This window comes from Dactylosporangium sp. NPDC006015, from assembly GCF_040614215.1.
Lineage (GTDB): Bacteria > Actinomycetota > Actinomycetes > Mycobacteriales > Micromonosporaceae > Dactylosporangium > Dactylosporangium maewongense.
Genome location: NZ_JBEXUD010000032.1, coordinates 105,087 through 129,475 on the forward strand (window position 1 = coordinate 105,087; position 24,389 = coordinate 129,475).

Below are 24,389 nucleotides of genomic sequence, written 5' to 3' on the forward strand. Positions count from 1 at the left end.
TGTCGAATGACGGTGACCACACCACTGCATGTCCAACATCAACAGCGCATCGCGTGATCGGGGTTTATCCCAGGTCAATCCGTTGGGCGCGTGGGCTTTCGGGAGACAATGTCAATGAGATCCGGCAGCTCACACGTGCGGGTGAAGATCGTCGCCCTGCTGGCGTCGCTCGTCGCGCTCTGGGGGTTCGCCGCGTTCGTGACGCTGCGGGAAGGCCTCAACCTGCTCACGGTCACGACGCTCGACGAGACCGTCGGCCGACCCTCGGAGTCCCTTGTGGAGGCGCTGCAGCAGGAGCGGCGGCTCACGGTCGTCTACGTCGCCAACCCCACCGCCGAGCGCCGGCAGGCACTCGCCGACCAGCGGACCCGCACCGACTCGGCACGCCAGGACTTCGAGCGGCTCGCGCGCGGCGGGGATGCCAGGGACGCCGGCAGCGACACGCTCGACCGGCGTATTGAGAATGTCGCCGGAAAGCTCGGCAAGCTCGGTGAAACACGCGCCGGTGTTGACGCCCGCACGGCGGACCGGACCCAGACCGCCGCATTTTTCAGTGACATTGTTTCCGACACGTTACTGGTATTCGGTGCGCTGTCGTCACTCGACGACCCGGCAATCATCAACGACGGCCGGACACTCGTCGAGGCCAGCTATGCCCGTGAAATCCTGTCCCAGGAGGACGCGTTGCTCGCCGGTGTCCTGGCCGCGGGCAGGTTCACCGTCGCCGAGCACACCCAGTTCGTCAAACTGGTCGGGGCGCAGCGGGTCCGGTACGCGGAGGTCGCCGCCGCACTGCCCGAGGCGGACCGGGCCGCGTACGACGAGCTGGTCAACGGCGACGCGTTCAACAAGCTGCGCGCGACCGAGGACATGGTCGTCGAGCGGGGCCGGGTGAACGGGCCGCCGCCGACGGACCTGGCGACCTGGCAGGCCACCGTGGAGCCGGTCTTCGCCCAGCTGCGGGAGCTGGTGCTGCGCGCCGCCGACCACCTCATCGACCGCGCCGGCTCCGCCGCGATCGGCGTCATCGTGCGGATCTCGCTCGCCGGCGGCCTCGGCCTGCTCGCCGTCATCGCCTCGATCATCATCTCGATCACCACCGCACGGTCGCTGCTGCGCCAGCTGGAGCGGCTGCGTAACGCGGCGTTCACACTCGCCAACGAGCGGCTGCCCGGGGTGGTCGACCGGATCCGCCGCGGCGAGACGGTCGACGTCGCGACCGAGGCTCCGCCCCTGGCGTTCGGCCGCGACGAGGTCGGGCAGCTGGGCACCGCGTTCAACCTGGTGCAGGAGACCGCGATCCGCACCGCCGTCGAGCAGGCGGAGATGCGCCGCAGCGTCCGCGACGTGTACCTGAGCCTGGCCCGCCGCACCCAGGGGCTGGTGCACCGGCAGCTGACGCTGCTGGACGACATGGAGCGCCGGGAGAACGACCCGGACAACCTCGACGGCCTGTTCCGGCTCGACCACCTCGCGACCCGCATGCGCCGCAACGCCGAGAACCTGATCGTGCTGGCCGGCGCCACCGCCGGGCGGACCTGGCGCCGGCCGGTGCCGGTCATCGACGTCATCCGCGCCGCCGTCGCCGAGGTCGAGGACTACACCCGGGTCACCGTCGCGCCGCCGAACCCGGCCGGTGTCGCCGGTGTCGCCGCCGGTGATGCCGCCCACCTGCTCGCCGAGCTGATCGAGAACGCGACCGCCTTCTCCCCGCCGCACACCCAGGTGCAGGTGAGCGGCCAGCTGGTCACCAACGGCTACGTGGTGGAGGTGGAGGACCGCGGGCTCGGGATGAACGAGGAGGACCTCGCCGCCGCCAACGCCGAGCTGAAGGCACCGGCGGAGTTCGTGCTGTCCAGCACGGTCCGGTTGGGTCTGTTCGTCATCGGCCGGCTCGCGGTCCGGCACGGCATCCGGGTCGAGCTGCGCAGCTCGCCGTACGGTGGGACGACCGCCATCGTGCTGATCCCGGCATCGCTCATCGTGGCCACCGACCAGGTGGGGCCGTCCCAGGCGGCGCCCGCGGAGGCGGCGCAACCCGAGCTCACGGCGGGCGACGAGGGCGCTCAGGTCACGGCGATGCACGCGACCGCGCGCACCGGCGGCCTCCTGGTCGCCGCTCCCCCGGCGCGGTCCGCCCCGCCCGCCGCACGCCCCCCGGCGGCGGTCCCCGTGCGGGCCTCGTTGCCGGCCTCACCGCCGGCCGCCGTGGAGCAGGCCGCGCCGCCCGCGGCCGCCGTGCCCACCGTGCCTGCCGGGCCCTCCGTGTCTTCCGTGTCTTCCGTGCCCGCTGGGCCTTCCGTTCCATCGGCGCCGTCTGCACCGGCCGCGCTGCCGCCGACGCCGAACGGCCTGCCCCGCCGGGTCCGCCAGGCCGCCGCGAACGGCACGGCGCAGGACAACACCAACGGGGCGGCAGGCGAGCCCCTGAGCCCCGACGAGACCCGCCGCCGCTGGGCCAGCTACCAGCAGCAGACGGTCCGCGGCCGCGAACAGGCCGAGCAGGTTGGACAGGCGTCCGACGGCACCGGTGACCCGGGGCCGGGGGCCGACGACGAGAACCGGACCCGGTAAGTGCGGCGGGACCTGGTAGAAGGAGACAGTTCGGTGCAGCAGAAACATCCGGTCGCTGAGTTGCAGTGGTTGCTCAACGACCTCGTCAAACGCGTCGGGCACCTGCAGCAGGCCGTGGTGCTGTCGGCCGACGGGCTGCTGCTCGCGGCGTCCGACGGCCTCACCAAGGACGACGCGGACCACTTCGCCGCGATCGCGTCCGGCCTGCAGAGCATCGCCCGCGGCGCCGGGCGCCGCTTCGGCACCGGCGCGGTGCGGCAGACCATCGTCGAGATGGAGTCCGGGTTCATGCTGGTGACGGCCGCCGGACACGGCGCCTTCCTGGCGGTCCTGACCGGCTCCGACGCCGACATCGGCCTCATCACCTACGAGATGGCCATGCTGGTCGCCCGGGTCGGCAAGTACCTGGCCACCGCCGAGCGCACCCCCGCGGACCCGGTTGACGCGAAGTGAGCGGGCAGACCGACGGCCCCGGCTGGGCTGACGACGAGGCCGGACCGTTCGTCCGGCCGTACGCGATGACACAGGGTCGCACCCGGCCGTCGGAAGGCGAGTTCGACCTCATCGCGGTGGTCGTGTCCACGCAGCCGGCCGCCTCGATCCGCGGCGACCTGCCGCCGGAGCAGGCCGCGATCCTGAACCTGTGCCAGCGGCCGCTGTCCGTGGCCGAGGTGTCGGCGCACCTGCACCTGCCGCTCGGCACCGTGCGGGTGCTGCTCGGCGACCTGCTCGGCGCCGGGCTGATCCTGACCAGCGGCCCCAGGCCGGCCGCGCAGCCGCAACGTCACCACCTACTCAAGGCGGTCATCAATGGTCTCAACGCTCTCTGAACCGGCCGGCGGGGTGCTGCCCTCCACGGTGAAGATCCTGATCGCCGGCGGGTTCGGTGCCGGCAAGACCACGTACGTCGGCGCGGTCAGCGAGATCGAGCCGCTGACGACCGAGGAGCGGCTGACCGAGGTCGGGGTCGGCATCGACGACACGTCCGGCGTCGATGCGAAGACCACCACCACCGTGGCCATGGACTTCGGCCGGATCACCATCACGGCCGACCTGGTGCTGTACCTGTTCGGCACCCCGGGCCAGGACCGGTTCTCGTACCTGTGGGACGAGCTGGCGCTGGGCGCGATCGGCGCGGTCGTGCTCGCCGACACCCGGCGGCTGGCCGACTGCTTCCCCTCGGTCGACTACTTCGAACGCCACGGCACGCCGTTCATCGTGGCCGTCAACTGCTTCGACGGCGCTCCCGTGTACGACGCGGAGGAGGTGCGGATGGCGCTCGACCTGGACCCGCAGGTCCCGCTGGTCCTGTGCGACGCGCGGAACCGCAAGAGCGCCAAGCAGGGGCTGATCAGCCTGGTGCAGCACGTGATCGCCTCGGAGGAGCCGGCGCCGGTCGGCTGACCGTATGATCATGCGGTGACCGCGATCGCTGATCTCCTCGCGCCGAGGGAGGCCGGCGCGGTCTGCGCCGTCGCCAGCCACGTCCAGCGGGACCTGATCGCCTGCGCCGGGGCGTATCCGGAGCTGTTCCCCGCCAAGCCGTTCGACGGCCCGTTCTTCAGTACGATCGCCCTGGCGAACACGTTCTGCGCGCCGTGGCTCGACGCCGGCCAGCTCCGCCCCGCCAACCGGATCACGATGTGGATCTTCGCGGTCGACCGGTTGATGGACCTCCTCGCCACCTCCCGGGCCGAGATCGACGAGATCGTGGCCCGCTGCCTCGCCGTCGTCGACGGCGGCCCGGCCCCCGCGGGCGACGAGCTGGCCGGTCTCCTCGCCGACATCCGCGCCGAGCTCGCCACCTCACCGGCGTTCCCCGGCCTCGCCGAGATCTGGCAGGACGACGTCCGCAGGATGCTCGAGTCGATGACCCGCGACTGGCAGTGGAAGGCCGACCCCGCCGCGGCACTGCCCACATTGGACGAATACCTCGCCGGCGCCGAGTTCGGCTACTCCCTGGTGTTCCTGTCGCACTGGATCGCCACGACCGACACGCCCGTCACCGACACCGGCGCGCTGGTCTCCGCCGGCCGGCTGGTCCAGCAGATCATCCGGATCCTCAACGACTACGGCACCTACCAACGGGACGTGACGTGGGGCGACGTCAACGCGTTGCTGCTCGGCGTCGACAGGGAGGTGGTCGACGCCAGGCTGGCCGCGCTCATCGAGGAGGCCGACGAACGGCTCGCGCCGCTGATGGAGACGGACCGGCCGCTGGCGGTGTTCCTCGCCCGGCACATCACGTTCAACCAGGGCTTCTACGGCCTCGCCGACTACTGGGGCAGCCGCTGACCCACCGGCGCCCGTCGCCCGCGGTGCGGCAGCACCACCCCCGTGGCCGGTGCTGCCGCACCGGTCGTCAGCTCCGGGTGCTGTCGCGTTCGTTTCGTGCGGCGAGGCGGTGGACCTGCCCGTTGTGCACGTCGCTGACCCACTCCCAGCCCGGCTTGGCCGACGGGCCGATCCGCGGGTCGTCGGGGACCCGGCCCTCGCGCAGGGCGAGCACGTACGCCCGGTCCAGCTCGATCCGTGCGCGCACCTGACCGGCGCCGCCGACCGACCCGTGGCCGGGGACGACGACGTCGGCGTCGCCCGCCACGTCCTCCAGCAGCCGCAGCGCGGCCAGGTAGTCCTCAACCGGGTCGGCGGCGGCGCCGTGCAGGTCGAGCATCGGGATCAGGACGTCGGAGAGCATGTCACCGGCGACGAGCACCCCGCGCTCCTCGATGAGCAGCGCCGCGTGGCCCGGGGCGTGCGCCTGATGCTCGATGATCCGGACCTGCGGGCCGTCCCACGGAATCCTTGCCGTCTCTGCGGGCAGGGCGGTGACGAGGCCGTACAGGTCCAGCGGGACCTGGCCGGCGATTTCCGTCTCGGCCAGGTGGGCGGTGATGTTGACCTTCGCGTCCGGGTCGGACAGCTCCTCCCGGACGCTGTCCGCGCAGCTGGCCGTGCAGTACCGCGGGGGCGCGCCGAGCTGGGCGTGCCACAACAGGTGGTCCCAGTGCGGATGGGTCGAGAAGCCGGCCACGACGGTCTGGCCCGAGGTGGCCAGGTCGGCCGCGAGGCAGGCCATCTCGTGGTCCTGCACCCCGGGGTCGATGAGCAGCACTCCGGCGCGGCCCTGCACGGCGATGGCGTTGCTCTTCAGGAACTCGCTCTCGTGGACCAGCACACCGTCCGCGACCCGCGTCAGCACGAGCCCGCCTCCTTCGCGTCCCGCACCGAGTAGCGATGCATCGTGACGCCGTGCTCGAACGATCCCTGCTCCAGCAGGTCGAGATCGATGGGCAGGTCGTAGTCGTCGAACAGCGGCCGGCCGAAGCCGAGGATCGTGGGATGGGTGAAGAGCAGCAGCTCGTCGAGGAGCCCCGCCCGGAGCAGCTGCGTGGCGAGCGTCGCGCCGCCCACCCCGATGGCGCCGTCGGTCTCGGCCCGGAGTGCGGCGAGCTGCTCGATCGCGTCGTCGCCGCCGATGACCCGGGTGTTGTGACCGGCGGTGTGCCGGGTGCGGGAGACGAGCACCTTGGGCGCGGTGGTCCAGATCTCGCCGTACTCACGCATGACGTCCGGCAGCGACGCGTCCTCGCGGGCCCGTGGCCAGTACTCCTCCATCGTCTCGTAGACGACGCGCCCCTGGACCATGAGCGCGAGCGCTCGCGCCCGCGCGTTGAACTCGCGGTGCAGCTCCTCGTCGATGCGCAGCCACTCGCCGGCACCGTTGTCCCCGGGAACCTGCTCGATCCGCAGGTCGAGGGACACGTTCATCCAGTAGACGAAGCGGCCCATCCTCACCCTCACCCCGTAGTGGTTGCGTTCTGCAACCACTATATTGGTGGCGAATCACCTGTCAAGGAGGAGTCGTGGAACCACGGTCCGGGTGTCCGATCAACGCCGCCGTCGAGGTCCTCGGGGACCGCTGGTCGATGCTCGTGCTGCGTGACGTCATCTTCGGCGACCGCCGCTACTTCCGGGCGCTGCTCACCGGGTCGATCGAGGGCATCGCCTCGAACATCCTCGCCGACCGCCTCGTGCGGCTCGTCGAGGCTGGCATCCTCACCCGCGGCACCGCGTTCCGGGGGCAGCGCGCCCGCTACAGCCTCACCGAGGCCGGCATCCAGACACTGCCGATCATCTACGCCCTCGGCAACTGGGGCCTCGACTGGCGCCAGGGCAGCGACGAGCTGCGGATCCGGCAGCAGCTCATGCGCGACGAGGGTCCGGCGTTCATCGAGGAGCTCATGGACGAGCTCCGGGAGCGCCACCTGGACGCCCCGCCGAAGCCGCGCCACGGCCCGGGTCCCCTCGAGCGTCTGGACGCCGCCTATGCCGCCAATGCCGCTGAGCAGGAACGCCTCGGACGCGAGGGTGCCGCAGGCCGACAGCCCTGACAAGAAGGACCGTTCGAACACTTTACAAAGCCCACATCCGCCGGTGTTACTGAGTGAGGACTTTCGCCGTTAGGGTCGGACTCGGGTTCCTCACTGGTGAGGGAGAGCGCGGTGGCTCTGTCGTTCGAGGTGCAAAATGAGGCCGCTGGGCGGGTGCTCATCGTGCTGCACGGCATGCTCGACAGCCACGGGGTGGCGGTGTTCCACCGGGCCCTCGCCGCGGCGCTGGAGTGGTATCCGACGCTGGTGGGCGTCGACCTGACCGAGGTCACGTGGATCGACTCCGCCGGCGTGGGCGCGCTCGCGGCCGCGTTGCGCGTCGGCGGGCAGGTGGGATACCGGCTGGTCGTCGCCGCCGTCAGCGCGACCGCGGATGAACGCCTGCGGCGCAGCGGCCTGGCCGACTCCCTCAACGTCGCCGGGCGGGAGCGTCCCAGGCGCCCGGCGGGCTGACGTCGCTTCTTACTATCCGACGTGGACGTGCGGCCGGTGGATGCGGTCGGGCTCCTGCCGGCGCAGTACCTCGCGGGTGACCGGTGCGACCTCGCCCTGCCCGAAGATCAGGAAGCGGAGGAAGTTGACGGCCGGGTTGCCCTCCGTCCACTCGAAGTAGATGTGCGGGCGCCGGCCCGTGCGGTCCCGGATGCCGAGCAGCAGCGCCGCGATCGCACTCGCGACGGCCGGGTTCTGCAGGGCGAGCACGCGGTACCGGCCGTGCATGACCTCGCCACGCACGACGACGGCGGACGCGAAGTCGGAGGCGTCGGTGATGGACACCTCGACGAAGATCACGTCGGCGGCATCGGGGATGTCGTTGTCGGCCTGGATCTGCTGGAGCTTCTCCCGGTAGTCGAGGGCCGTGCGACGCGCGGGCTCCTTGGCGACGAGCCGGATCGTACGCCGGGCGCATTCGTGGATGAAGGTGCTGGCGGTCGCGTCGAACTGCAGGTCGGTCACCCGCAGCTCGAACGACCGGTCGATCCGGGACAGCACCGACACCAGCACGATGCCGACGATGAAACACCCGGCGATCTTCACCCCGTCCGGGCGTTCGACGACGTTGGCGATCGTGGTGTACGTGAGGACGGCGGCAATGACCACGAACGAGACGAACTTGCGGTGCTCGCGGTGCCGGTGGGCGGACAGCGCGGCAGCGACCGCCGCCGAGGTGATCAGCACGAGAACGCCGGTGGCGTAGGCGCCGCCCTGGGCGTTGACGTCGGCACGGAAGTAGACGGTGATCACGACCGCGATCACGAGGAACACCAGGACCAGCGGCCGCACCGCCCCGGCCCAGTCAGGTGCCATGCCGTAGCGGGGCAGGTACCGGGGCACCAGGTTCAGCAGGCCGGCCATCGCCGACGCGCCGGCGAACCAGAGGATGGCGATGGTGGACAGGTCGTACACCGTGCCGAAGACCGGACCGAGGTGCTCATGTGCCAGGTAGGCCAACGCCCGGCCGTCGGCCTTCCCGCCCGCCTTGAACTCCGCCGGCGGAATCAGGACCGTGGTGACGACGCTGGTGGTGAGCAGGAACCCGCTCATGATCAGCGCGGCCGTGGTGAGCAGCTTCCTGGTGTCACGGATCCGCCCGGCCGGGGCTTCCTCGCTGTCGGCCGGGTCACCGCGCACGTGCGGCATCACCGCCACACCGGTCTCGAACCCGGACAGGCCCAGCGCCAGCTTCGGGAACACGACCAACGCGATCGCCACGACCAGCAGCGGATTGCCGTGCTGGGCCGTCAACGCCGCCGACCAGTCGGTGACCGTCGACGGGCGGGTCACGATCAGCCACAGGCCCTCGACGACCACGACCAGGTTCAGCGTCAGGTACAGCCCGACGATCGCGACCGCGATGCCGACCGCTTCGGTGAACCCGACGAGGAACACCGCGCCGAGCAGCACCAGCAGGACCAGCGTCACCAGGACCTCGTGGTCGCGCAGCGCCGCCGGCCAGAACGGGTTCTCGTCCAGGTGCGCGGTCGCGTCCGCCGCGGACAGCGTCATCGTGATGACGAAGTCGGTGGCGGCGAACCCCAGCAGGACCAGCACGAACAGCTTCCCCTGCCAGAACGGCAGCAACCGCACCAGCATCGCGATGGACCCTTCACCGTGCGGGCTCTCCTGCGCCACCCGCCGGTACACCGGCAACGCCCCGAACAACGTGACCAGCACCAGCACCACCGTCGCCACCGGCGACAGCAGCCCCGCGGCGAGCGCGGCGATCCCCGGCTGGTAGCCCAGCGTGGAGAAGTAGTCCACCCCGGTCAGGCACATCACCTTCCACCACGAGTGCCGACGGTCCGCAGCCGGTTTGGCACCCGGACCCGCGTGCTGCAACGACCGGTCGTTGATCCCCGACAGCAGCCAAGCCCGGAACCCGGCCGTCACCGGGCCCGACATACCTGTCCACCGAGACCACCTCGCGAAGCGTCGGACATGTCCTGCACGGCGAGCCCCTACCCGACGGGCCCGGAAGTAGTAACCGACAACGGATGACTACTCAGCGGTGTCGTCGGGCGGCTCGGGCGGGGCTGACTCCGCCAGGGCGGCGGCGCGGTAGCCGGTCACGGCGTGGTAGACGAAGGCGCACGTCGGCACCGCGACGACGGCGCCCGCGATGCCGGCGAGGAGGGTGCCCACGCCGATGGCGAGCAGGGTCACCACCGGGTGCAGCCGGACGGCCCGGCGCATCACCAGGGGGTGCAGGAGGTGGCCTTCGGTCTGCTGGACGAGGAGCACCGCTGCCAGGACGAGCAGGGCGGTGGTCGGGCCGCGGGTCACGAAGGCCACCGCCACGGCGATCACACCGGCGACGGTCGCGCCGACGATCGGCACGAACGCGGCGATGAAGGTCAGCAGGATCAGCGCCAGGGCGAGCGGGACGCGCAGCACGATCAGGGCGATGCCGATACCGATCGCGTCCACCGAGGCGATCACGACGATGCCGCGCACGTACAAGGTGACGGAGCGCCAGCCTGCCGCCGCCGCGGCGGTCACCCTGGCCCGCCGGGACGGCGGCACGAGCGTGGTGGCCCGCTGCCACGCCGTCGGTCCGTCCCGCAGCATGAAGAACAGCAGCAGCAGGGTCAGTACGCTCGCGGTGAGGATCTCGGCGGCGCTCACCGCTGCCGCCGGGCCGGGGATCGCGCTACGGAGCGCCCGCTCCGCCGCGTTCGTCAGCTCCGTGATCTGCTGGGCGTCGAGGTGCAGCGGTCCTGACACCAGCAGCTCGTGCACCCGGCCTGCGCCGGCGGTCAGCTGCCGCCGCAGGTCGCCGAACTGGCTCACGACCCGCACGCCGATCAGCACCAGGCTACCGAGCAGGACGAGCAGGAGCAGGAGCACAGTGAGCAGCGAGGCCAGCCAGGCGGGCAGTCGCAGTGTTTGCAGCAGCCGGGTCAGCGGCCCGAGGAGCGCGCTGAGCAGCAGCGCCGCCACGACCGCCAGCACGACGGGAGCGATCACCACGAGGACGCGGATGAGCGCGTAGACGCCGGCGCCCAGGACGAGCAGGCATCCGGTCACCGCGGCGGCGGTCAGCAGCCATCCGGGCACGCGCGCGGCCAGCCGCACCGAGTCCGGTCGCATCCGGCCGCCGTACCCCGTCCAGGATCTCCAAACCCACCAGCGCGACCCGCCCGATCTCCGAACCACACCCGCGCGGGCCGCCGTTTCGAGGCCACGCCACCGGGTAGCCGCCCCGGCCACAGGGCGAGCGTGGAGGTGTCGCATGCGCAGACGGCTGCTGGCGGCGGGTGTGGCCGCGGCCGTCGTGGCGCTGCACGCCGGGCCCGCGGTGACGGCTCTGCCCCTGGTCCGCCGGCGCCTGCGGACGTTGAGCGGCGCCGGCCGCCCGGGCACCGTCGCGCTCACCCTGGACGACGGCCCCGACCCCGCGTCCACGCCGGCCTTCCTGGGATCGCTGGCGCGGCTGCGCGTCCCCGCGACCTTCTTCGTGCTCGGCGCCATGGCGGCGAAGGCACCCGGCCTGCTGCGCCGGATCCAGGAGGACGGGCACGAGATCGGGGTCCACGGCTGGACCCACCGCGATCACCTCCGGATGACGCCGGGCCAGGTCTACGACGAGCTCGCCCGGACCGCCGAGCTGATCGCCGGGACCTGCGGGGTCCGGCCCGCCTGGTTCCGGCCGCCGTACGGCATCCTCTCCGCGGGGAGCCTGCTCGCGGCGGCCCGGCTCGGCCTGCGTCCGGTGCTGTGGAGCGCCTGGGGCCGCGACTGGGAGGCCGGCGCCACCCCCGGCACGGTGCTCGCCCACCTCCGGTCCGGCGGCATCCGCGGCGGCGCCACCCTGCTGCTGCACGACAGCGACTGCGCGGCGGCTCCGGGCGCCTGGCGGTCGGCCCTCGGCGCGCTGGCCGCGGTCGCCGGCGAGTGCGAGCGGCAGGGCCTGCGACTCGCCCGGATGAGCCAGCACGTCCCGTGACGGACCAGCAGCCGTCGCGCCGGGCGGCGGTGCCGGTTACGGGCGCGTGATTGCGGGTAGCGCGCCGCCATGTGCGGCACGGATCTCTTCGCGGCGTCACGGGCCACCTCCTGCGCCGGGGCGGGCGCCTGACATGAGCAGTGCGACGAGAGCGCCGGCGGCACCCGTCCCGCTGGAGGCGCGGGCCCGGGCGGAGAACTTCCCGGTGGCGCTGCGGATCCTGCCCAGGGCCACCCGCGGGCACCTGTTCGCGCTGTACCGCTACGCCCGGTTCGTCGACGACCTGGGTGACGAGCCGGTCGTGGGGGTGACCGCGGCCGACCGGACGGCGATGCTCGACGTGTTCGAGGCGGAGGTCCGGCGGCTGTACGACGGGCGGCCGGTGCAGCACCCGGTGGTGTGCGCGCTCGCCCCCACGGTGGACGCGTGCCGGCTGCCCGCCGGGCCGCTGCTGCGGCTGATCGAGGCGAACCGCGTCGATCAGGTCGTCACCCGCTACGCCACCGTCGAGGAGCTCGTGCGGTACTGCTCGCTGTCCGCCGACCCCGTCGGCGAGCTGGTCCTGCACGTGTTCGACCAGGCCGGCACGGCACAAGTACAGCTGTCGAACCGCATCTGCACCGCGCTGCAGGTCGTCGAGCACCTGCAGGACATCGCGGAGGACCACCGGCGCGGCCGCGTCTACCTGCCCGCGGCCGACCTCGACCGGTTCGGCGTGCCCGAGACCGACCTGGCCGCGGCCACGGCGAGCGGCGCGCTGCGGGCGGCCGTCCGGTTCGAGGCCGACCGCGCGAAGGCGTGGCTGGACGCCGGCGCACCGCTGCTCGCGACCCTGCACGGCTGGGCCCGGGTGGCGGTCGGCGGCTATCTCGCCGGCGGGTACGCGACGCTGCGGGCGCTGGAGCGCTGCGGATACGACCCGCTGCCCGGACCGCCACGCCCGCGCCGGCGCGACATCGCGGCGTCCTGGCTGGCCGCGATGGCCAGGAGCATCGGGTGAGTGCGGCCGAGGACGTCGACGAGGCGTACCGGCGGTGTGAGGAGATCACCGGCCGGGAGGCCCGCAACTTCTCCTACGGCATCCGCCTGCTGCCGAGGCACAAGCGACGCGCGCTGTCCGCGGTGTACGCCACCGCCCGCCGCATCGACGACATCGGCGACGGCGACCTGCCCGCGGACGAGAAGCTGGCCCGGCTCGACCGGGTCCGCGAGTCGCTGCACCGCCTGCCGGAGGCGGCGGTGCAGCAACTCGTGGACGACCCGGTGCTGCTGGCCCTGCACGACGCCGCGCGCCGGCTGCCCATCCCGCTGGACGCCTTCGACGAGCTGATCGACGGCTGCGCGGCCGACGTCCGCGGCACCACGTACGCCACCATCGACGACCTCCTGTGGTACTGCCGGTGCGTGGCCGGCTCCGTCGGCCGCCTGTCCCTGGGCGTGTTCGACACGGGCGCATCCGGACGGGCCGCCGAGCTGGCCGACGCGCTCGGCATCGCCCTGCAGCTGACCAACATCCTGCGCGACCTGCGGGAGGACCGCCACAACGGCCGCGTGTACCTGCCCAAGGACGACCTCGACCGGTTCGGCTGCAACCTGGAGCCTGACGGTGACGGCTTCGCCGACCCGCCCGACCGGTTCAGCGCCCTTGTGCGCTTCGAGGCCGAGCGGGCCGAGCGCTGGTACGAGACCGGCCTGCGGCTGCTGCCGATGCTCGACGCGCGCAGCGCCGCCTGCACCGCCGCCATGGCCGGCATCTACCACCGGCTGCTGGCCCGCATCGTGAGCGACCCGATGGCCGTCACCCGGACGCGGCTGTCGCTGCCGTCCCGGGCTAAGGCCACGGTCGCCGTCCGCGCGCTCGTCAGGCGGACGGCATGACGCCGGGCCCGCCGGCGGCGGACGCGGGCCGCGAGGTGTGCGTCGTCGGCGGCGGGCTCGCCGGCATCACCGCCGCCGTCCGCCTCGCCGACGCCGGGCACCGGGTGACGCTGCTGGAACGGCGCGGCGAGCTGGGCGGGGCGACGTACTCGTTCGACCACGGCGGTCTCGTCGTGGACACCGGGCAGCACGTGTTCCTGCGCTGCTACGAGCGGTACCGGGATCTCCTGGACCGCCTCGGCAGCACCGGCCTGACCCGGCTGCAGCCGCGGTTCTCCGTCCCGGTCCTGGCGCCCGGGCGGGCGCCGCACGTGCTGGCCCGCGCCCGTGGCCTGCCCGCCCCGGCCCACCTGCTCCCGCCCCTGGCCGGGTACTCCCTGCTAAACGTCCGGGAGCGGTGGCGCGCGATCACGGCGGCCAACGCGTTGCGCGCCGTGGATCCCGACGATCCGGGCAACGACCGGATCAGCTTCGGCGGCTGGCTCGCGGACCACGGCCAGGGTTCCCGCGCGGTGCGCCGGCTGTGGGACCTGATCACCGTCGCGGCGCTCAACACCCCCGCGGAGCAGGCGTCGCTGGCCCTCGCCGCACGGGTGTTCCGGACCGGGCTGCTGGAGCGGGCCGACGCCGGTGACATCGGGCGCCCGATCGCACCGCTGTCCAGCCTGCACGGCCGTCCCGCGCTGCGGCTCCTGACCCGGCTCGGCGTGCGGGTGGACACCGGGCGGCGGGTGGAGCGGGTCGAGCCGGACACCACCGGGTTCCGGGTCGCGATCGGCGGCGCCGCCGGTCGCGCGGGCCGGGACGAGCTCGCCACCGACGCGGTCGTCCTGGCCGTGCCGCACACCGCGGCCGCGCGGCTGGTGCCGGCCGCGGCCTGCGACGACCGGGCCGGCTGGCAGGGTCTGGGCAGCGCCCCGATCGTGAACGTCCACCTGCGCTACGACTCGGTCGTCACCCGCCTGCCCTTCGCCGCGGCGGTGGAGTCCCCGGTCCAGTGGGTGTTCGACCGTACGCCGCCGTCGATGCCCGACGGTCAGTACCTCGTGGTCTCGATCTCCGCCGCGGACGACACCATCACGGTGCCCGCCGGGCCGCTCGCCGCCACCTACGCCGCCGCCGTCGCCGGGCTCTTCCCGGCGGCGCGGTCGGCGCGGGTGCTGGAAACGTTCGTCACCCGCGAGCCGCACGCCACGTTCCGGCAGGCTCCCGGCACCCGCGCGCTGCGTCCCGGCGCGGCGACCCGCCTGCCCGGCCTCGTCCTGGCCGGCGCGTGGACCGACACGGGGTGGCCGGACACGATGGAGGGCGCGGTCCGCAGCGGTCACCGCGCCGCCGACGTCGTGCTCGCCCACCTCATGTGTTCGAACCGAAACCTGGAGGGCACCCGTTGACCATCGCATCCGTTGCCTGCCTCGATCAGGTACCCGCCCTGGTCGAGCCCCGGATCAGGGACCTCCTCGGTCGCCTCGATCCCCGCAACCAGCGCGTCGGCGCCTACCAGCTGGGCTACTGCGACGCCGGCGGGGCACCCACCGCCGCCGGCGGCAAGGGCATCCGCCCGGCGCTGGCCCTGCTGTCGGCCCGCGCCGCCGGTCACCCGCCCGAGCAGGGCGCGGCCGCGGCCGCCGCCGTCGAGCTCGCCCACAACTTCTCGTTGCTGCACGACGACGTCATGGACCAGGACACGATGCGCCGCCACCGCCCCACCGCCTGGGCGGTCTTCGGCACCGCCGCGGCGATCCTCGCCGGCGACGCCCTGATGGTCCTCGCGCACGACGCGCTCGCCGGCGACGGCCGGCCGGGCAGCGCGCAGGCGGCCCGGCGGCTGGACGCTGACGTGCAGCGGCTGATCGCCGGGCAGGCCGCCGACCTGGAGTTCGAGCGCCGCGACGACGTCAGCCTCGACGAGGCCCTCGCGATGTCCGCCGACAAGACCGCGGCGCTGATGTCGTGCGCCTGCACGCTGGGGGCGCTGCTGTGCGGCGCGCCCGCGGCGCTGACCCAGGGCCTGTCCCGCTTCGGCACGCACCTCGGGATGAGCTTCCAGCTCGTCGACGACCAGCTCGGCATCTGGGGCGAGCCCGCGCGCACCGGCAAACCGGTGGGGTCCGATCTGCGGGCGCGCAAGAAGTCGGTGCCGATCGTGCACGCGCTCACCTCCGGTACCGCCGCCGGCGACGACTTCCGGTCGCTGTTCGCGTCCACGGAGGAGCTGCAGGAGGCCGACCTCATGACCGCCGGCCGGCTCCTGGAGGAGTCCGGGTCCCGGGACTGGGTCCAGGACGAGGCCGACCGGCACCTGGCCCGCGCGCTGGACCAGCTCGCCGCGCTCGAGCTGCCCGCGGACGTGCACGACGACCTGGTGGACCTCGCCCGCCTGGTGACGGGACGGGACCACTGATGACCCAGGTGCTGACGCAGGTCCCCGCCGTCGACGAGCTCTACGACCGGGCCCGGGCCGGCCTGGACCGGGCGGCGGCACACCTGCTCGGCCTGCAGGACGCGGCCGGCTGGTGGAAGGGCGAGCTGGAGACCAACGTGACGATGGAGGCCGAGGACCTGCTGCTGCGCCGGTTCCTCGGCATCTGCGACGAGCAGCTGACCGCGCAGACGGCCCGCTGGATCCGCTCCCGGCAGCTCGACGACGGCGCCTGGGCGACTTTTCACGGCGGGCCGGGCGACCTGTCCACCACCATCGAGGCGTACGCGGCGCTGCGGCTGGCCGGCGACGCGCCCGACGCGCCGCACATGGCGGCGGCGTCCGCGTTCGTCCGGGACCACGGCGGCGTCGAACGCAGCCGCGTGTTCACCCGCATCTGGCTGGCGCTGTTCGGCGAGTGGCCCTGGCACCAGGTGCCCGCCATCCCGCCGGAGCTCGTCCTGCTGCCCGCGTGGATGCCGTTCAACGTGTACGACTTCGCGTGCTGGGCCAGGCAGACCATCGTGCCGCTGGCGGTCGTGCGGGCCACCCGGCCCGTCCGGTCGCTGGGCTTCTCGCTGCCCGAGCTGCGCACCGGGCTGCGGCCGCCGCCACCGCCGCCGCTGTCCCGCCGGGCCGGCTGGCTGCACCGCCTCGACCTGGCCGTGCGCGGCTACGAGCGGGTCGCCGCCCGCTCGGTGCGCCGCCACGCGCTGCGCCGCGCCGCCGAATGGATCGTGGCCCGGCAGGAGGCCGACGGTTCCTGGGGCGGCATCCAGCCGCCGTGGGTGTACTCGCTCATCGCCCTGCACCTGCTCGGGTATCCGCTCACGCATCCGGTGCTGCGGGCCGGGATCGAGGGGCTTGAGCGCTTCACCGTCCGGGAGCGGACGCCCGACGGGACCATCCGCCGGCTGGAGGCGTGCCAGTCGCCGGTGTGGGACACGGCGCTCGCGGTCACGGCGCTCGCCGACGCGGGGGTCCCGGACGACCATCCCGCCCTCGCCCGTGCCGGGAGCTGGCTGGTCGGGGAGGAGATCACCACCCGTGGCGACTGGGCCGTGCGCCGCGCGGGCGTCCCGCCGAGCGGGTGGGCGTTCGAGTTCGACAACGACGGATACCCCGACACGGACGACACCGCCGAGGTGATCCTGGCGCTGCGACGCACCCCGCTGCGGGACCACGCCGTGCTGGACCGGGCCACCCGCTGGCTGGCCGGCATGCAGTCACGCGACGGCGGGTGGGGCGCCTTCGACGCCGACAACGACCGCGCGCTCGTCGCCGAGCTGCCGTTCTGCGACTTCGGCGAGGTCATCGACCCGCCCAGCGCCGACGTCACCGCCCACATCGTGGAGGCGCTGTGCGCCCAGGGCCTGGCCGGCTCGGCCGTCACCCGCGGCGGCGTGCGATGGCTGGTGCGGGCCCAGGAGCCCGACGGTTCCTGGTTCGGCCGGTGGGGCGCCAACCACGTGTACGGCGTCGGCTGCGTCGTCCCCGCCCTGGTCGCCGCCGGCATCCGGCCGCAGCACCCGACGATCCGGCGCGCCCTGGACTGGCTGCTGCTGCACCAGAACGGCGACGGCGGGTGGGGTGAGGACCTGCGCTCCTACGACACCGAGGCCATGCGCGGGCGCGGGGCGTCGACCGCGTCGCAGACCGCCTGGGCCCTGCTGGCGCTGCACGCCGCCGGCCAGCACCGCGCGCCCGCCGCGCGCCGGGCGGTCGCGTGGCTGCTGCGCACCCAACGCCCCGACGGCACCTGGGACGAGCCGCAGTACACCGGCACCGGCTTCCCGGGCGACTTCTACATCAACTACCACCTGTACCGGCTCGTGTTCCCGATCAGCGCCCTCGGCCGCGTGCTGCGCGACGCCCCGCAGGAGGACCGATGAACGCGCCGGCACGGCAGCGGGCGGACGGTGACTGGGTGCTCTGCGCACCGATGCGGATGGAGGCGGCGCAGCTGCGCCGCGCCCTGCCCGGCTCGGCCGGCACCGTCCTGCACACCGGTGTCGGGCGCCGCCGGTCCGAGCGGGCCACCCGCTCGGCCGCCATGACCGGCGCCGGGGCGCTCGCCGTGGCCGGTGTCGGCGGTGGGCTGGACCCGGCGCTGAAGCCCGGCGACGTCGTTGTGGCCACCGAGGTACGGACCGCCCCGTGGGTCACCTGCCCGCCGGCGACGACCGTGCTCCCAGCGGCCGGCCTGCTCGCGGGCGCGCTGCGCCGACGCGGGCTCACCGTCCGGACCGGCCCGGTGGTCAGCACGGAGTGGCCGGTCGGGGGGACGACGCGGGACCGGCTCGCCGGCACCGGTGCGCTGGCGGTGGACCTGGAGTCGACCTGGCTGCTCGCCGGGCCCACGGACCGGCCCACGGACTGGCCGGTGGACCGGCCCGCGGCCTGCGTGCGGGTCGTCGCCGACACCGGTGCGCTGGTCCGGCCGGGCACCCTGAGGCAGCTGCGCACGGCGCTGGCGGCCCTGCCGGCCGTGGCCGCCGGGCTGGACGAGTGGGCGGCGGCCACCACGCTCCGCCGGGTCGTGCTCGCCGCGCCCCGATCGTTCTGCGCCGGGGTCGAGCGCGCCATCCTCGTCGTGGAGCGCGCCCTCGAGCTGCACGGGCCGCCGGTGTACGTCCGCAAGCAGATCGTGCACAACACGTACGTGGTCGCCGACCTCGCCGCGCGGGGCGCCGTCTTCGTCGACGACGTCGACGACGTCCCGGAGGGAGCCGTGACCGTGTTCTCCGCGCACGGCATCTCGCCCGCGGTCCGGTCGGCCGCCGCCGATCGGCGGCTGGACGCCATCGACGCCACCTGCCCGCTCGTCACGAAGGTGCACAGCGAGGCCCGCCGGTTCGCCGACCACGGCGACACCGTCCTGCTCATCGGGCACGCCGGTCACGAGGAGACCGACGGCGTGCTCGGCGAGGCACCCGACCGGATCCGCCTCGTCCAGGACGTCCGGGACGCCGAGCAGGTGCGGGTCGACGACCCGCGACGGGTGTCGTACCTGGTGCAGACGACCCTCGCGGTCGACGACGTCGCCGACGTCGTCGCGGTGCTGCGGGACCGGTTCCCGGACCTGGCCGCACCGCCGTCCGACGACATCTGCTACGCCACGACCAACCGGCAGCTCGCGGTGTCCGAGGTCGCGGCGGCCTGCGGAGCGATGATCATCATCGGATCCGGCAACTCGTCCAACTCCCGCCGCCTGGTCGAGGTCGCCGAACGCGCCGGGACGCCCGCACACCTGGTGGACGGCGCGGCCGGCATCGACCTGCGGTGGCTCGCCGGGGTCCACACCGTCGGCGTGTCCGCCGGCGCCTCGGCACCACCTGTCCTCGTCGACGAGGTCGTCGGCGCCTTGTCCGGGCTCGGCGCCCGGGCCGCCCACGAGCACACCGCGGCGAGCGAGGACGTCGAGTTCATGTTGCCCAAGGAGGTACGGCGATGAGCATTCCACTGCGGCAGCGACTGCGGATCGGCCGGTACCTGGTCGCGCAGAAGCTGCGGCGCCGCGAGAAGTTTCCCCTGCTGGTCGAGCTGGAGCCGCTGTTCGCCTGCAATCTCAAATGCGCCGGCTGCGGCAAGATCGAGCACCCGGCCGACGTCCTCAAGCGCCGCATGCCGGTCGAGCAGGCGCTCGCCGCGATCGACGAGTGCGGCGCGCCGATGGTGTCCATCGCCGGCGGCGAGCCGCTCATGCACCCGCAGATCGACACCATCGCCGCCGAGCTCGTCAAGCGCAAGAAGTACGTGTTCCTGTGCACCAACGCGGTCCTATTGCCGAAGAAGATCGACAAGTTCCGGCCGTCGCGGTACTTCGCGTTCACCGTCCACATCGACGGCCTCCGGGACCGCCACGACGCCTCGGTGTGCAAGGACGGCGTGTTCGACGAGGCCGTGGCCGCCGTACGGGAGGCGCAGCGGCGCGGGTTCCGGGTCACGACCAACACGACGTTCTTCAACACCGACACCCCGCAGACCGTCGTCGACGTGCTCGACCATCTCAACGACGAGCTGCGGGTCGACGAGATGATGATCTCCCCGGCGTACGCCTACGAGAAGGCCCCGGACCAGGAGCACTTCCTCGGCGTGGAGCAGACGCGCGAGCTGTTCCGCGAGGCGTTCGCCAACGGCCGGCGGCGGCGCTGGCGCCTCAGCCACTCGCCGCTGTTCCTCGACTTCCTCGAGGGCCGGGTCGACTTCCCGTGTACCGCCTGGGCGGTGCCGTCGTATTCGCTGTTCGGCTGGCAGCGACCCTGCTACCTGATGGCCGACGGATACGCCGCCACCTACCGGGAGCTGGTGGAGACGACCGAATGGGAGCGCTACGGCCGGGGCCGCGACGCGCGCTGCGCCAACTGCATGGCCCACTGCGGCTACGAGCCGACGGCCGTGCTGGCGACGATGTCGTCGCTCAAGCAGTCGCTGCGGGCGTTGCGCACCGGATAGGACGGCGTCAGCCGAACCGGGCGGCCAGCCGCCGGTACAGGCCGGGGGCCGCCCCGCGGACCGCGACCGGCAGCCGCAACCAGCCGGGCGCGTAGCGTTCGGCGCTGCCGGTCGCGATCGCCCGGACCAGCAGGTCCGCGACCCGGTCCACGGGCAGCGGCCGGGGTCTGCTGCGCTCGTAGGGCCGGCCGCGGCGCCGGAAGAACTCGGTCTGCACGACGCCCGGCACGAGCACGCCGACCCCGACGCCCGAGCCCCGCGTCTCCAGCCGCAGGCTCTCGGCGAACGTGTCGAGGCCGGCCTTCGTCGCCGCGTAGACCGCCTCGCCGGCCACGCCCGTCCGGCCGGCGATCGACGTCACGAACATCACGCACCCGTCCCCGCGGGCGCACATCGCCGGCAGCAACGCCCGGGTGAGCCGCACCGGCGCGACCAGGTTGACCGTGACCAGCCGGTCGATGTCCGGCGGCGTCATCTCGCCGAACGGCCCGGCCCAGCCCACGCCGGCGTTGTTGACGAGGATGTCCACCCCGCCGGCGAGCCGCCGCGCCTCCGCGGCCAGCCGGTCCGCCTCCTGCGGGTCGGCGAGGTCGCCCTGCACCGGCAGCCCGCCCGTGCGCCCGGCCAGCGCCGACAACCGCCGCCGGTCCCGGCCGTGCAGGACGAGCCGCGCACCCGCGTCGGCGAGCCGGAGCGCCGCCGCCCAGCCGAGACCCGAGGAGGCGCCGGTGACGAGCGCGACCCGGCCCGCGATCCGCATCGGATCTCCCGTTCCGCGAGCTTCCGGCGACGCCCGGCGGTTAGAACCGCACGGTTTCGCGGTAGATCGCCTGTCGTGTCAATCACCGAGTCTGGTCCGGTCCACGCAGACCCGCACCGCCGCATCGTGGTGATCTCTGCCAGCGTCGGCGCCGGGCACGACGGCACCACCCGCGAGCTGGCGGCCCGGCTGCGCGATCACGGCTTCCAGGTCGACTGCCTGGATTTGACCGACGTGTTCCCGTGGCGGCTCGGGCGGCTGCTGCGTGGCACGTACCACGGCCTGCTGCTGCGGCTCCCGTGGATCTACGACGGCCTGTTCGCGATCGCCTGCCGGTTCCGGGGTGCCGGGCCGGTCATCCGCGCCCTGCTGCGCCCGGTGCGTTCCCGGATGCTGCGGGCGCTGCCCGCCGGCGCCGCCGCGGTCGTGTCGACCTACCCGATCGCCAGCCAGCTGCTCGGGCCGCTGCGCCGCGACGGGCGGCTCACCGTGCCGGTGATCACCTACCTGACCGACTTCGCCGCGCATCCGATCTGGTTCTCTCCCGGCGTCGACGCCCACTTCGTGGCGCACGAGACCGGCCGGCTCCTGGCGCTCGCCCACGGAGCGGGCGACGTCCGGGTGGCCGGCCGGGTGGTGTCCCAGCGGTGCCGCCCGGCGTCCGCCGCGGCGAAGCTGCGGGCCCGGCAGCGGTTCGGCCTGCCGCCGGACGGCCGGCTCGCGCTGCTCGTCGCCGGCGCCTGGGGGGTCGGCGAGGTCGCGCCGGCGGCCGCCGAGATCGCGGCCACGGGCGCGGCGATCCCGGTCACGGTCTGCGGGCACAACACGGCGCTGCGGCGCCGGATGACACGGGCCGGCACCGGACACGTCCTCGGCTGGGTGGACGACATGCCGGAGCTGCTGCGCGCCGCCGACGTGCTCGTGGAGAACGGCGGCGGGCTCACCGCGCTGGAGGCCATGGCCAGCGGGCTGCCCGTGCTCACGTACCGGCCGCTTCCCGGCCACGGCAAGGCGAGCGCGGCCACCATGGCCGAGGCCGGGGTGAGCACGCTCGTGCGCGGCCGGGACGAGCTCGGGCGGGCGCTGGCCGAGGCCGCCGGTGGCGAGCGGGGCCGGCGGTCCCGCGACGCCGGGATGGCGCTGTTCGCCACGGATCCGGCGATCGGCATCGCCGGCATCGCCGCACGCGGACGGCCGACGCTCGCGGGTGCCGATGCCCGCGGATGACACCCGCGGTCGGGCGTCATGAGCGCTGTCGCGGTTGTCGCGGCGCTGGGTTCGGCGGCGGCCTTCGCCGTCGGTGCCGCGCTCGAGCAGAGTGAGGCCAAGAAGGAGGAGCGAGCGCCGCCGCTCGATCCCCGGCTGCTCCTGCGGCTGGTGCAGCGGCCCAGATGGCTGCTGGCCTGGGTGCCGGAGGGCATCGGCACCGCACTGCAGGCCGTCGCGCTCACCTTCGGGCCGCTCATCCTCGTCGAGCCGCTGCTGATCACCGGCCTGTTCCTGGCCATTCCGCTGTCCGCGGCCCTCAACCGGCGACCCGTCCACACGCGCGACTACGCCGTGGTGGCGCTCGGCGGCGCCAGCCTGGCCGCGTTCCTCATCGCCGCCGATCCCCGCCCCGGCATCACCGAGCCGTCGGTGAAGGACTGGCTCGGGGTCGCACTGTGGGCCGGGCCGATGCTCGGGGTGTGCCTGGCCGGCACGTTGTTCGCCCACAACGGGCTGCGGGCCGTGCTGCTCGGCGTCGCCAGCGGCCTGCTCTACGGCATCGCCGCGTCGTTGCTCAAGGCGTTGACCGAGCAGCTGTCCGTGGAGCCGATCGCCGTCCTCACCCGCGGGCAGACCTATGCGCTCATCGTCGTCGGGCTCGCCGCGGTGATCCTCAACCAGAACGCCTTCCAGAGCTCGCGGATCGCCGTGCCGCTCATGGCGATCACCATCGTCGACCCCGCCGTCGGCGTCGCGATCGGGGTCACCGCGTTCCACGAGCAGATCGCCACCGACGGGCCGCGGCTCGCGATCCAGGTGGTCGCCGGGCTCGCCATGATCGGCGGCATCTGGCTGGCCAGCACCACCCGGTCGGACATCCACCAGCAACAGATGGCGAACGGGCACGCCGGCCCGGCGCCGCGGCGCGGACCGGAGACGAGCTGACGCTCACACAGAAAGGACGATGCCCAGTGATCGACTCCGGAGACGTGGTCGACCCGCGCTGGGTGCGCCCGGTCAACCCGGCGCTGGCCGACCTGGCCCGCGCGCACCGCCTGGTGGTCACCGTCGAGGACGGCATCCGTGCGGGTGGGGTGGGCGCGGCGCTCGCGCAGTACCTGTCCCGGCGCGGCGTGAGCACGCCGGCGCGCACACTCGGGCTGCCGACCAGGTTCGTGCCGCACGGCGGCCGCGATGAACTGCTCGGCCGCTACGGACTCGACCCGGAAGGGATCGCCGCCGCCGTCCTCGACGGCCTGGCGGACACGCACGGGGCGGACGCGGGCCCGCTCCGCGGGCACCCCGCTCAGCGGTGATGACCGATCCCGACGCGCAGATGGGGCGCGTGGAACCGGTGCTGGTGGTGCGCCTCGACCAGCCGCGAAGCGGCCACCGCGTAGACGCCGCCGATCATCACCGCGAGCGCGGCCACCTGCGCGACGATCAGCAGCGGCCCGACCTGCAACGCGCCGCCGAGCACGCTGACACCGATGGCGATCCCGGCGAGCGGCTCCGCGGCGGTCACGGCCGGATAGGACACCGACAGCGGCGCCAGCTTGTACGCGCTCTGGGCCAGCAGGATGCCGACGGCGGCGACCGCCACGACCGCGTACGGCGTCCAGGACGTCAGCACCGCAGGCAGCCCGGCGTCGAACAGCCGGTGCGCGGCGGTGCTGGTCAGCGCCGCCTGGAGCCCGAACAGCATGCCGGCGCCGACGCCGAGCACCGACGCCTCGTGCTGCGGCCGCATCCGCCGGGCCACGTGGACCAGCCCCCAGGTGACCGACCCGATCGCCCCGGCGGCGAGCCCCCACTGCCACAGCGGGGCGTCCGCCCGTTGACCCGGCTCCGGCTGGCCGGCCACCAGGAAGGCGGCCAGGCCGAGGACGACGGCGAGCGCGCCGATCCACTCGCGGGGGCCGAGCCTGTACCGGCTCCAGATCGCCGCGACCGGCAGCGCGAACAGCAGCGACGTGACCGTCAGCGGCTCCACCAGCGTGACGGTGCCGAGACCCAGCGACGCCCCGGTCATGATGTTGCCGGCCACGGCGATCGCGAGACCGGCCAGCCACAGCCGCTGCCGGAGCAGGTACGCCAGCAGCCGCCAGTGCAGTGCGCTGCCGGCCGGTGCGCGCACCGCCGCGCGCTGCTGGATGGCGTTGCCGACACCGCTCAGCGCCGCGGCGCACACCGCGAGGACGTAGATCATCGCCGCGAGCTATCCGACGGCGCGGTGCCGGGCATCCGGGG

At 73.6% G+C, this 24,389-nt stretch carries 24 protein-coding genes; 18 read left to right on the forward strand and 6 right to left on the reverse strand.

The genetic code is table 11. The features are described from left to right. The first annotated feature begins 114 nt into the window (after positions 1–114). From ABZ321_RS40060 to ABZ321_RS40080, 5 genes are all read left to right on the forward strand, one after another. Positions 115–2,574, forward strand: coding sequence for a nitrate- and nitrite sensing domain-containing protein (locus tag ABZ321_RS40060; RefSeq protein WP_354900822.1), 2,460 nt, complete (start codon positions 115–117; stop codon positions 2,572–2,574). Positions 2,575–2,607: 33 nt separating this feature from the next. After that, positions 2,608–3,027 carry a roadblock/LC7 domain-containing protein gene (locus ABZ321_RS40065; RefSeq protein WP_354900824.1) on the forward strand — a complete coding sequence of 140 codons (420 nt, stop codon included), beginning with the start codon at positions 2,608–2,610 and terminating at the stop codon, positions 3,025–3,027. 65 nt (positions 3,028–3,092) lie between these two features. Further along, positions 3,093–3,404, forward strand: a complete 312-nt coding sequence (locus ABZ321_RS40070; RefSeq protein WP_354900875.1) for a DUF742 domain-containing protein — start codon at positions 3,093–3,095, stop codon at positions 3,402–3,404. Beyond that, the gene (locus tag ABZ321_RS40075) at positions 3,385–3,978 is read left to right on the forward strand and encodes an ATP/GTP-binding protein (protein ID WP_354900825.1); all 594 of its coding nucleotides are present in this window, start codon (positions 3,385–3,387) and stop codon (positions 3,976–3,978) included. The genes ABZ321_RS40070 and ABZ321_RS40075 overlap by 20 nt, the downstream gene beginning before the upstream one ends. Positions 3,979–3,993: 15 nt before the next feature. Beyond that, positions 3,994–4,869 (forward strand): terpene synthase family protein, encoded by an 876-nt coding sequence (locus tag ABZ321_RS40080; protein ID WP_354900827.1) that lies wholly within the window; start codon positions 3,994–3,996, stop codon positions 4,867–4,869. A gap of 67 nt (positions 4,870–4,936) precedes the next feature. Here the strand turns inward: ABZ321_RS40080 and ABZ321_RS40085 are convergent, their stop codons facing one another. Further along, entirely contained in the window at positions 4,937–5,776 is an 840-nt protein-coding gene (locus ABZ321_RS40085) for an MBL fold metallo-hydrolase (protein ID WP_354900829.1), read from the reverse strand. Beyond that, on the reverse strand, positions 5,770–6,366 hold the full coding sequence (locus ABZ321_RS40090) for a dihydrofolate reductase family protein (RefSeq protein ID WP_354900831.1): 597 nt from the start codon (positions 6,364–6,366) through the stop codon (positions 5,770–5,772). Before ABZ321_RS40090 ends, ABZ321_RS40085 begins: the two co-directional genes overlap by 7 nt. Positions 6,367–6,440: 74 nt before the next feature. Between ABZ321_RS40090 and ABZ321_RS40095 the strand changes: the two genes are divergently transcribed. Together ABZ321_RS40095 and ABZ321_RS40100 are read left to right on the forward strand one after the other, a co-directional pair. Then, entirely contained in the window at positions 6,441–6,968 is a 528-nt protein-coding gene (locus ABZ321_RS40095) for a helix-turn-helix domain-containing protein (RefSeq protein ID WP_344500198.1), read from the forward strand. 111 nt (positions 6,969–7,079) lie between these two features. Further along, entirely contained in the window at positions 7,080–7,421 is a 342-nt protein-coding gene (locus ABZ321_RS40100) for an STAS domain-containing protein (RefSeq protein WP_344500196.1), read from the forward strand. A gap of 12 nt (positions 7,422–7,433) precedes the next feature. Here the strand turns inward: ABZ321_RS40100 and ABZ321_RS40105 are convergent, their stop codons facing one another. Then, entirely contained in the window at positions 7,434–9,245 is a 1,812-nt protein-coding gene (locus ABZ321_RS40105) for an amino acid transporter (protein ID WP_354900833.1), read from the reverse strand. Between the two features lie 222 nt (positions 9,246–9,467). Continuing rightward, positions 9,468–10,559, reverse strand: coding sequence for an AI-2E family transporter (locus ABZ321_RS40110; protein WP_344500192.1), 1,092 nt, complete (start codon positions 10,557–10,559; stop codon positions 9,468–9,470). 142 nt (positions 10,560–10,701) lie between these two features. On the opposite strand from ABZ321_RS40110, the gene ABZ321_RS40115 reads away from it, so the two are divergent. The 8 genes from ABZ321_RS40115 to hpnH all read left to right on the forward strand — a co-directional run bounded on the left by ABZ321_RS40115 (position 10,702) and on the right by hpnH (position 20,170). After that, positions 10,702–11,415 carry a polysaccharide deacetylase family protein gene (locus ABZ321_RS40115; RefSeq protein ID WP_354900835.1) on the forward strand — a complete coding sequence of 238 codons (714 nt, stop codon included), beginning with the start codon at positions 10,702–10,704 and terminating at the stop codon, positions 11,413–11,415. Positions 11,416–11,548: 133 nt separating this feature from the next. After that, the gene (gene hpnC, locus ABZ321_RS40120; RefSeq protein ID WP_354900837.1) at positions 11,549–12,415 is read left to right on the forward strand and encodes a squalene synthase HpnC; all 867 of its coding nucleotides are present in this window, start codon (positions 11,549–11,551) and stop codon (positions 12,413–12,415) included. Then, positions 12,412–13,293, forward strand: a complete 882-nt coding sequence (gene hpnD, locus ABZ321_RS40125) for a presqualene diphosphate synthase HpnD (protein WP_344500186.1) — start codon at positions 12,412–12,414, stop codon at positions 13,291–13,293. The genes hpnC and hpnD overlap by 4 nt, the downstream gene beginning before the upstream one ends. Then, complete coding sequence (gene hpnE / locus ABZ321_RS40130; RefSeq protein ID WP_354900839.1) at positions 13,290–14,687, forward strand: hydroxysqualene dehydroxylase HpnE; 1,398 nt, start codon at positions 13,290–13,292, stop codon at positions 14,685–14,687. Before hpnD ends, hpnE begins: the two co-directional genes overlap by 4 nt. Next, positions 14,684–15,697 (forward strand): polyprenyl synthetase family protein, encoded by a 1,014-nt coding sequence (locus tag ABZ321_RS40135; protein WP_344500182.1) that lies wholly within the window; start codon positions 14,684–14,686, stop codon positions 15,695–15,697. The genes hpnE and ABZ321_RS40135 overlap by 4 nt, the downstream gene beginning before the upstream one ends. Next, positions 15,697–17,607: a squalene--hopene cyclase gene (gene shc, locus ABZ321_RS40140; RefSeq protein ID WP_344500180.1), complete on the forward strand. Its 1,911-nt coding sequence runs from the start codon at positions 15,697–15,699 to the stop codon at positions 17,605–17,607. The genes ABZ321_RS40135 and shc overlap by 1 nt, the downstream gene beginning before the upstream one ends. Beyond that, a complete protein-coding gene (gene ispH / locus ABZ321_RS40145; protein ID WP_354900841.1) occupies positions 17,604–19,169 on the forward strand; it encodes a 4-hydroxy-3-methylbut-2-enyl diphosphate reductase in 1,566 nt (521 codons plus the stop codon). The genes shc and ispH overlap by 4 nt, the downstream gene beginning before the upstream one ends. Next, entirely contained in the window at positions 19,166–20,170 is a 1,005-nt protein-coding gene (gene hpnH, locus ABZ321_RS40150) for an adenosyl-hopene transferase HpnH (RefSeq protein WP_354900843.1), read from the forward strand. Before ispH ends, hpnH begins: the two co-directional genes overlap by 4 nt. A 7-nt stretch (positions 20,171–20,177) precedes the next feature. Here the strand turns inward: hpnH and ABZ321_RS40155 are convergent, their stop codons facing one another. Then, positions 20,178–20,930 carry an SDR family oxidoreductase gene (locus tag ABZ321_RS40155; protein ID WP_354900845.1) on the reverse strand — a complete coding sequence of 251 codons (753 nt, stop codon included), beginning with the start codon at positions 20,928–20,930 and terminating at the stop codon, positions 20,178–20,180. Between the two features lie 126 nt (positions 20,931–21,056). On the opposite strand from ABZ321_RS40155, the gene ABZ321_RS40160 reads away from it, so the two are divergent. From ABZ321_RS40160 to ABZ321_RS40170, 3 genes are read left to right on the forward strand one after another with little or no spacing between them, the layout of a single operon-like run. Continuing rightward, complete coding sequence (locus tag ABZ321_RS40160; RefSeq protein ID WP_354900847.1) at positions 21,057–22,157, forward strand: glycosyltransferase; 1,101 nt, start codon at positions 21,057–21,059, stop codon at positions 22,155–22,157. Between the two features lie 18 nt (positions 22,158–22,175). Beyond that, positions 22,176–23,084 (forward strand): DMT family transporter, encoded by a 909-nt coding sequence (locus tag ABZ321_RS40165; RefSeq protein WP_354900849.1) that lies wholly within the window; start codon positions 22,176–22,178, stop codon positions 23,082–23,084. A 26-nt stretch (positions 23,085–23,110) separates the two neighbouring features. Further along, entirely contained in the window at positions 23,111–23,455 is a 345-nt protein-coding gene (locus ABZ321_RS40170) for a transketolase C-terminal domain-containing protein (protein ID WP_354900851.1), read from the forward strand. Here ABZ321_RS40170 and ABZ321_RS40175 read toward each other — a convergent pair. Then, positions 23,446–24,348: a DMT family transporter gene (locus ABZ321_RS40175; protein ID WP_344500168.1), complete on the reverse strand. Its 903-nt coding sequence runs from the start codon at positions 24,346–24,348 to the stop codon at positions 23,446–23,448. The genes ABZ321_RS40170 and ABZ321_RS40175 overlap by 10 nt on opposite strands. Between the last annotated feature and the right edge of the window lie 41 nt (positions 24,349–24,389).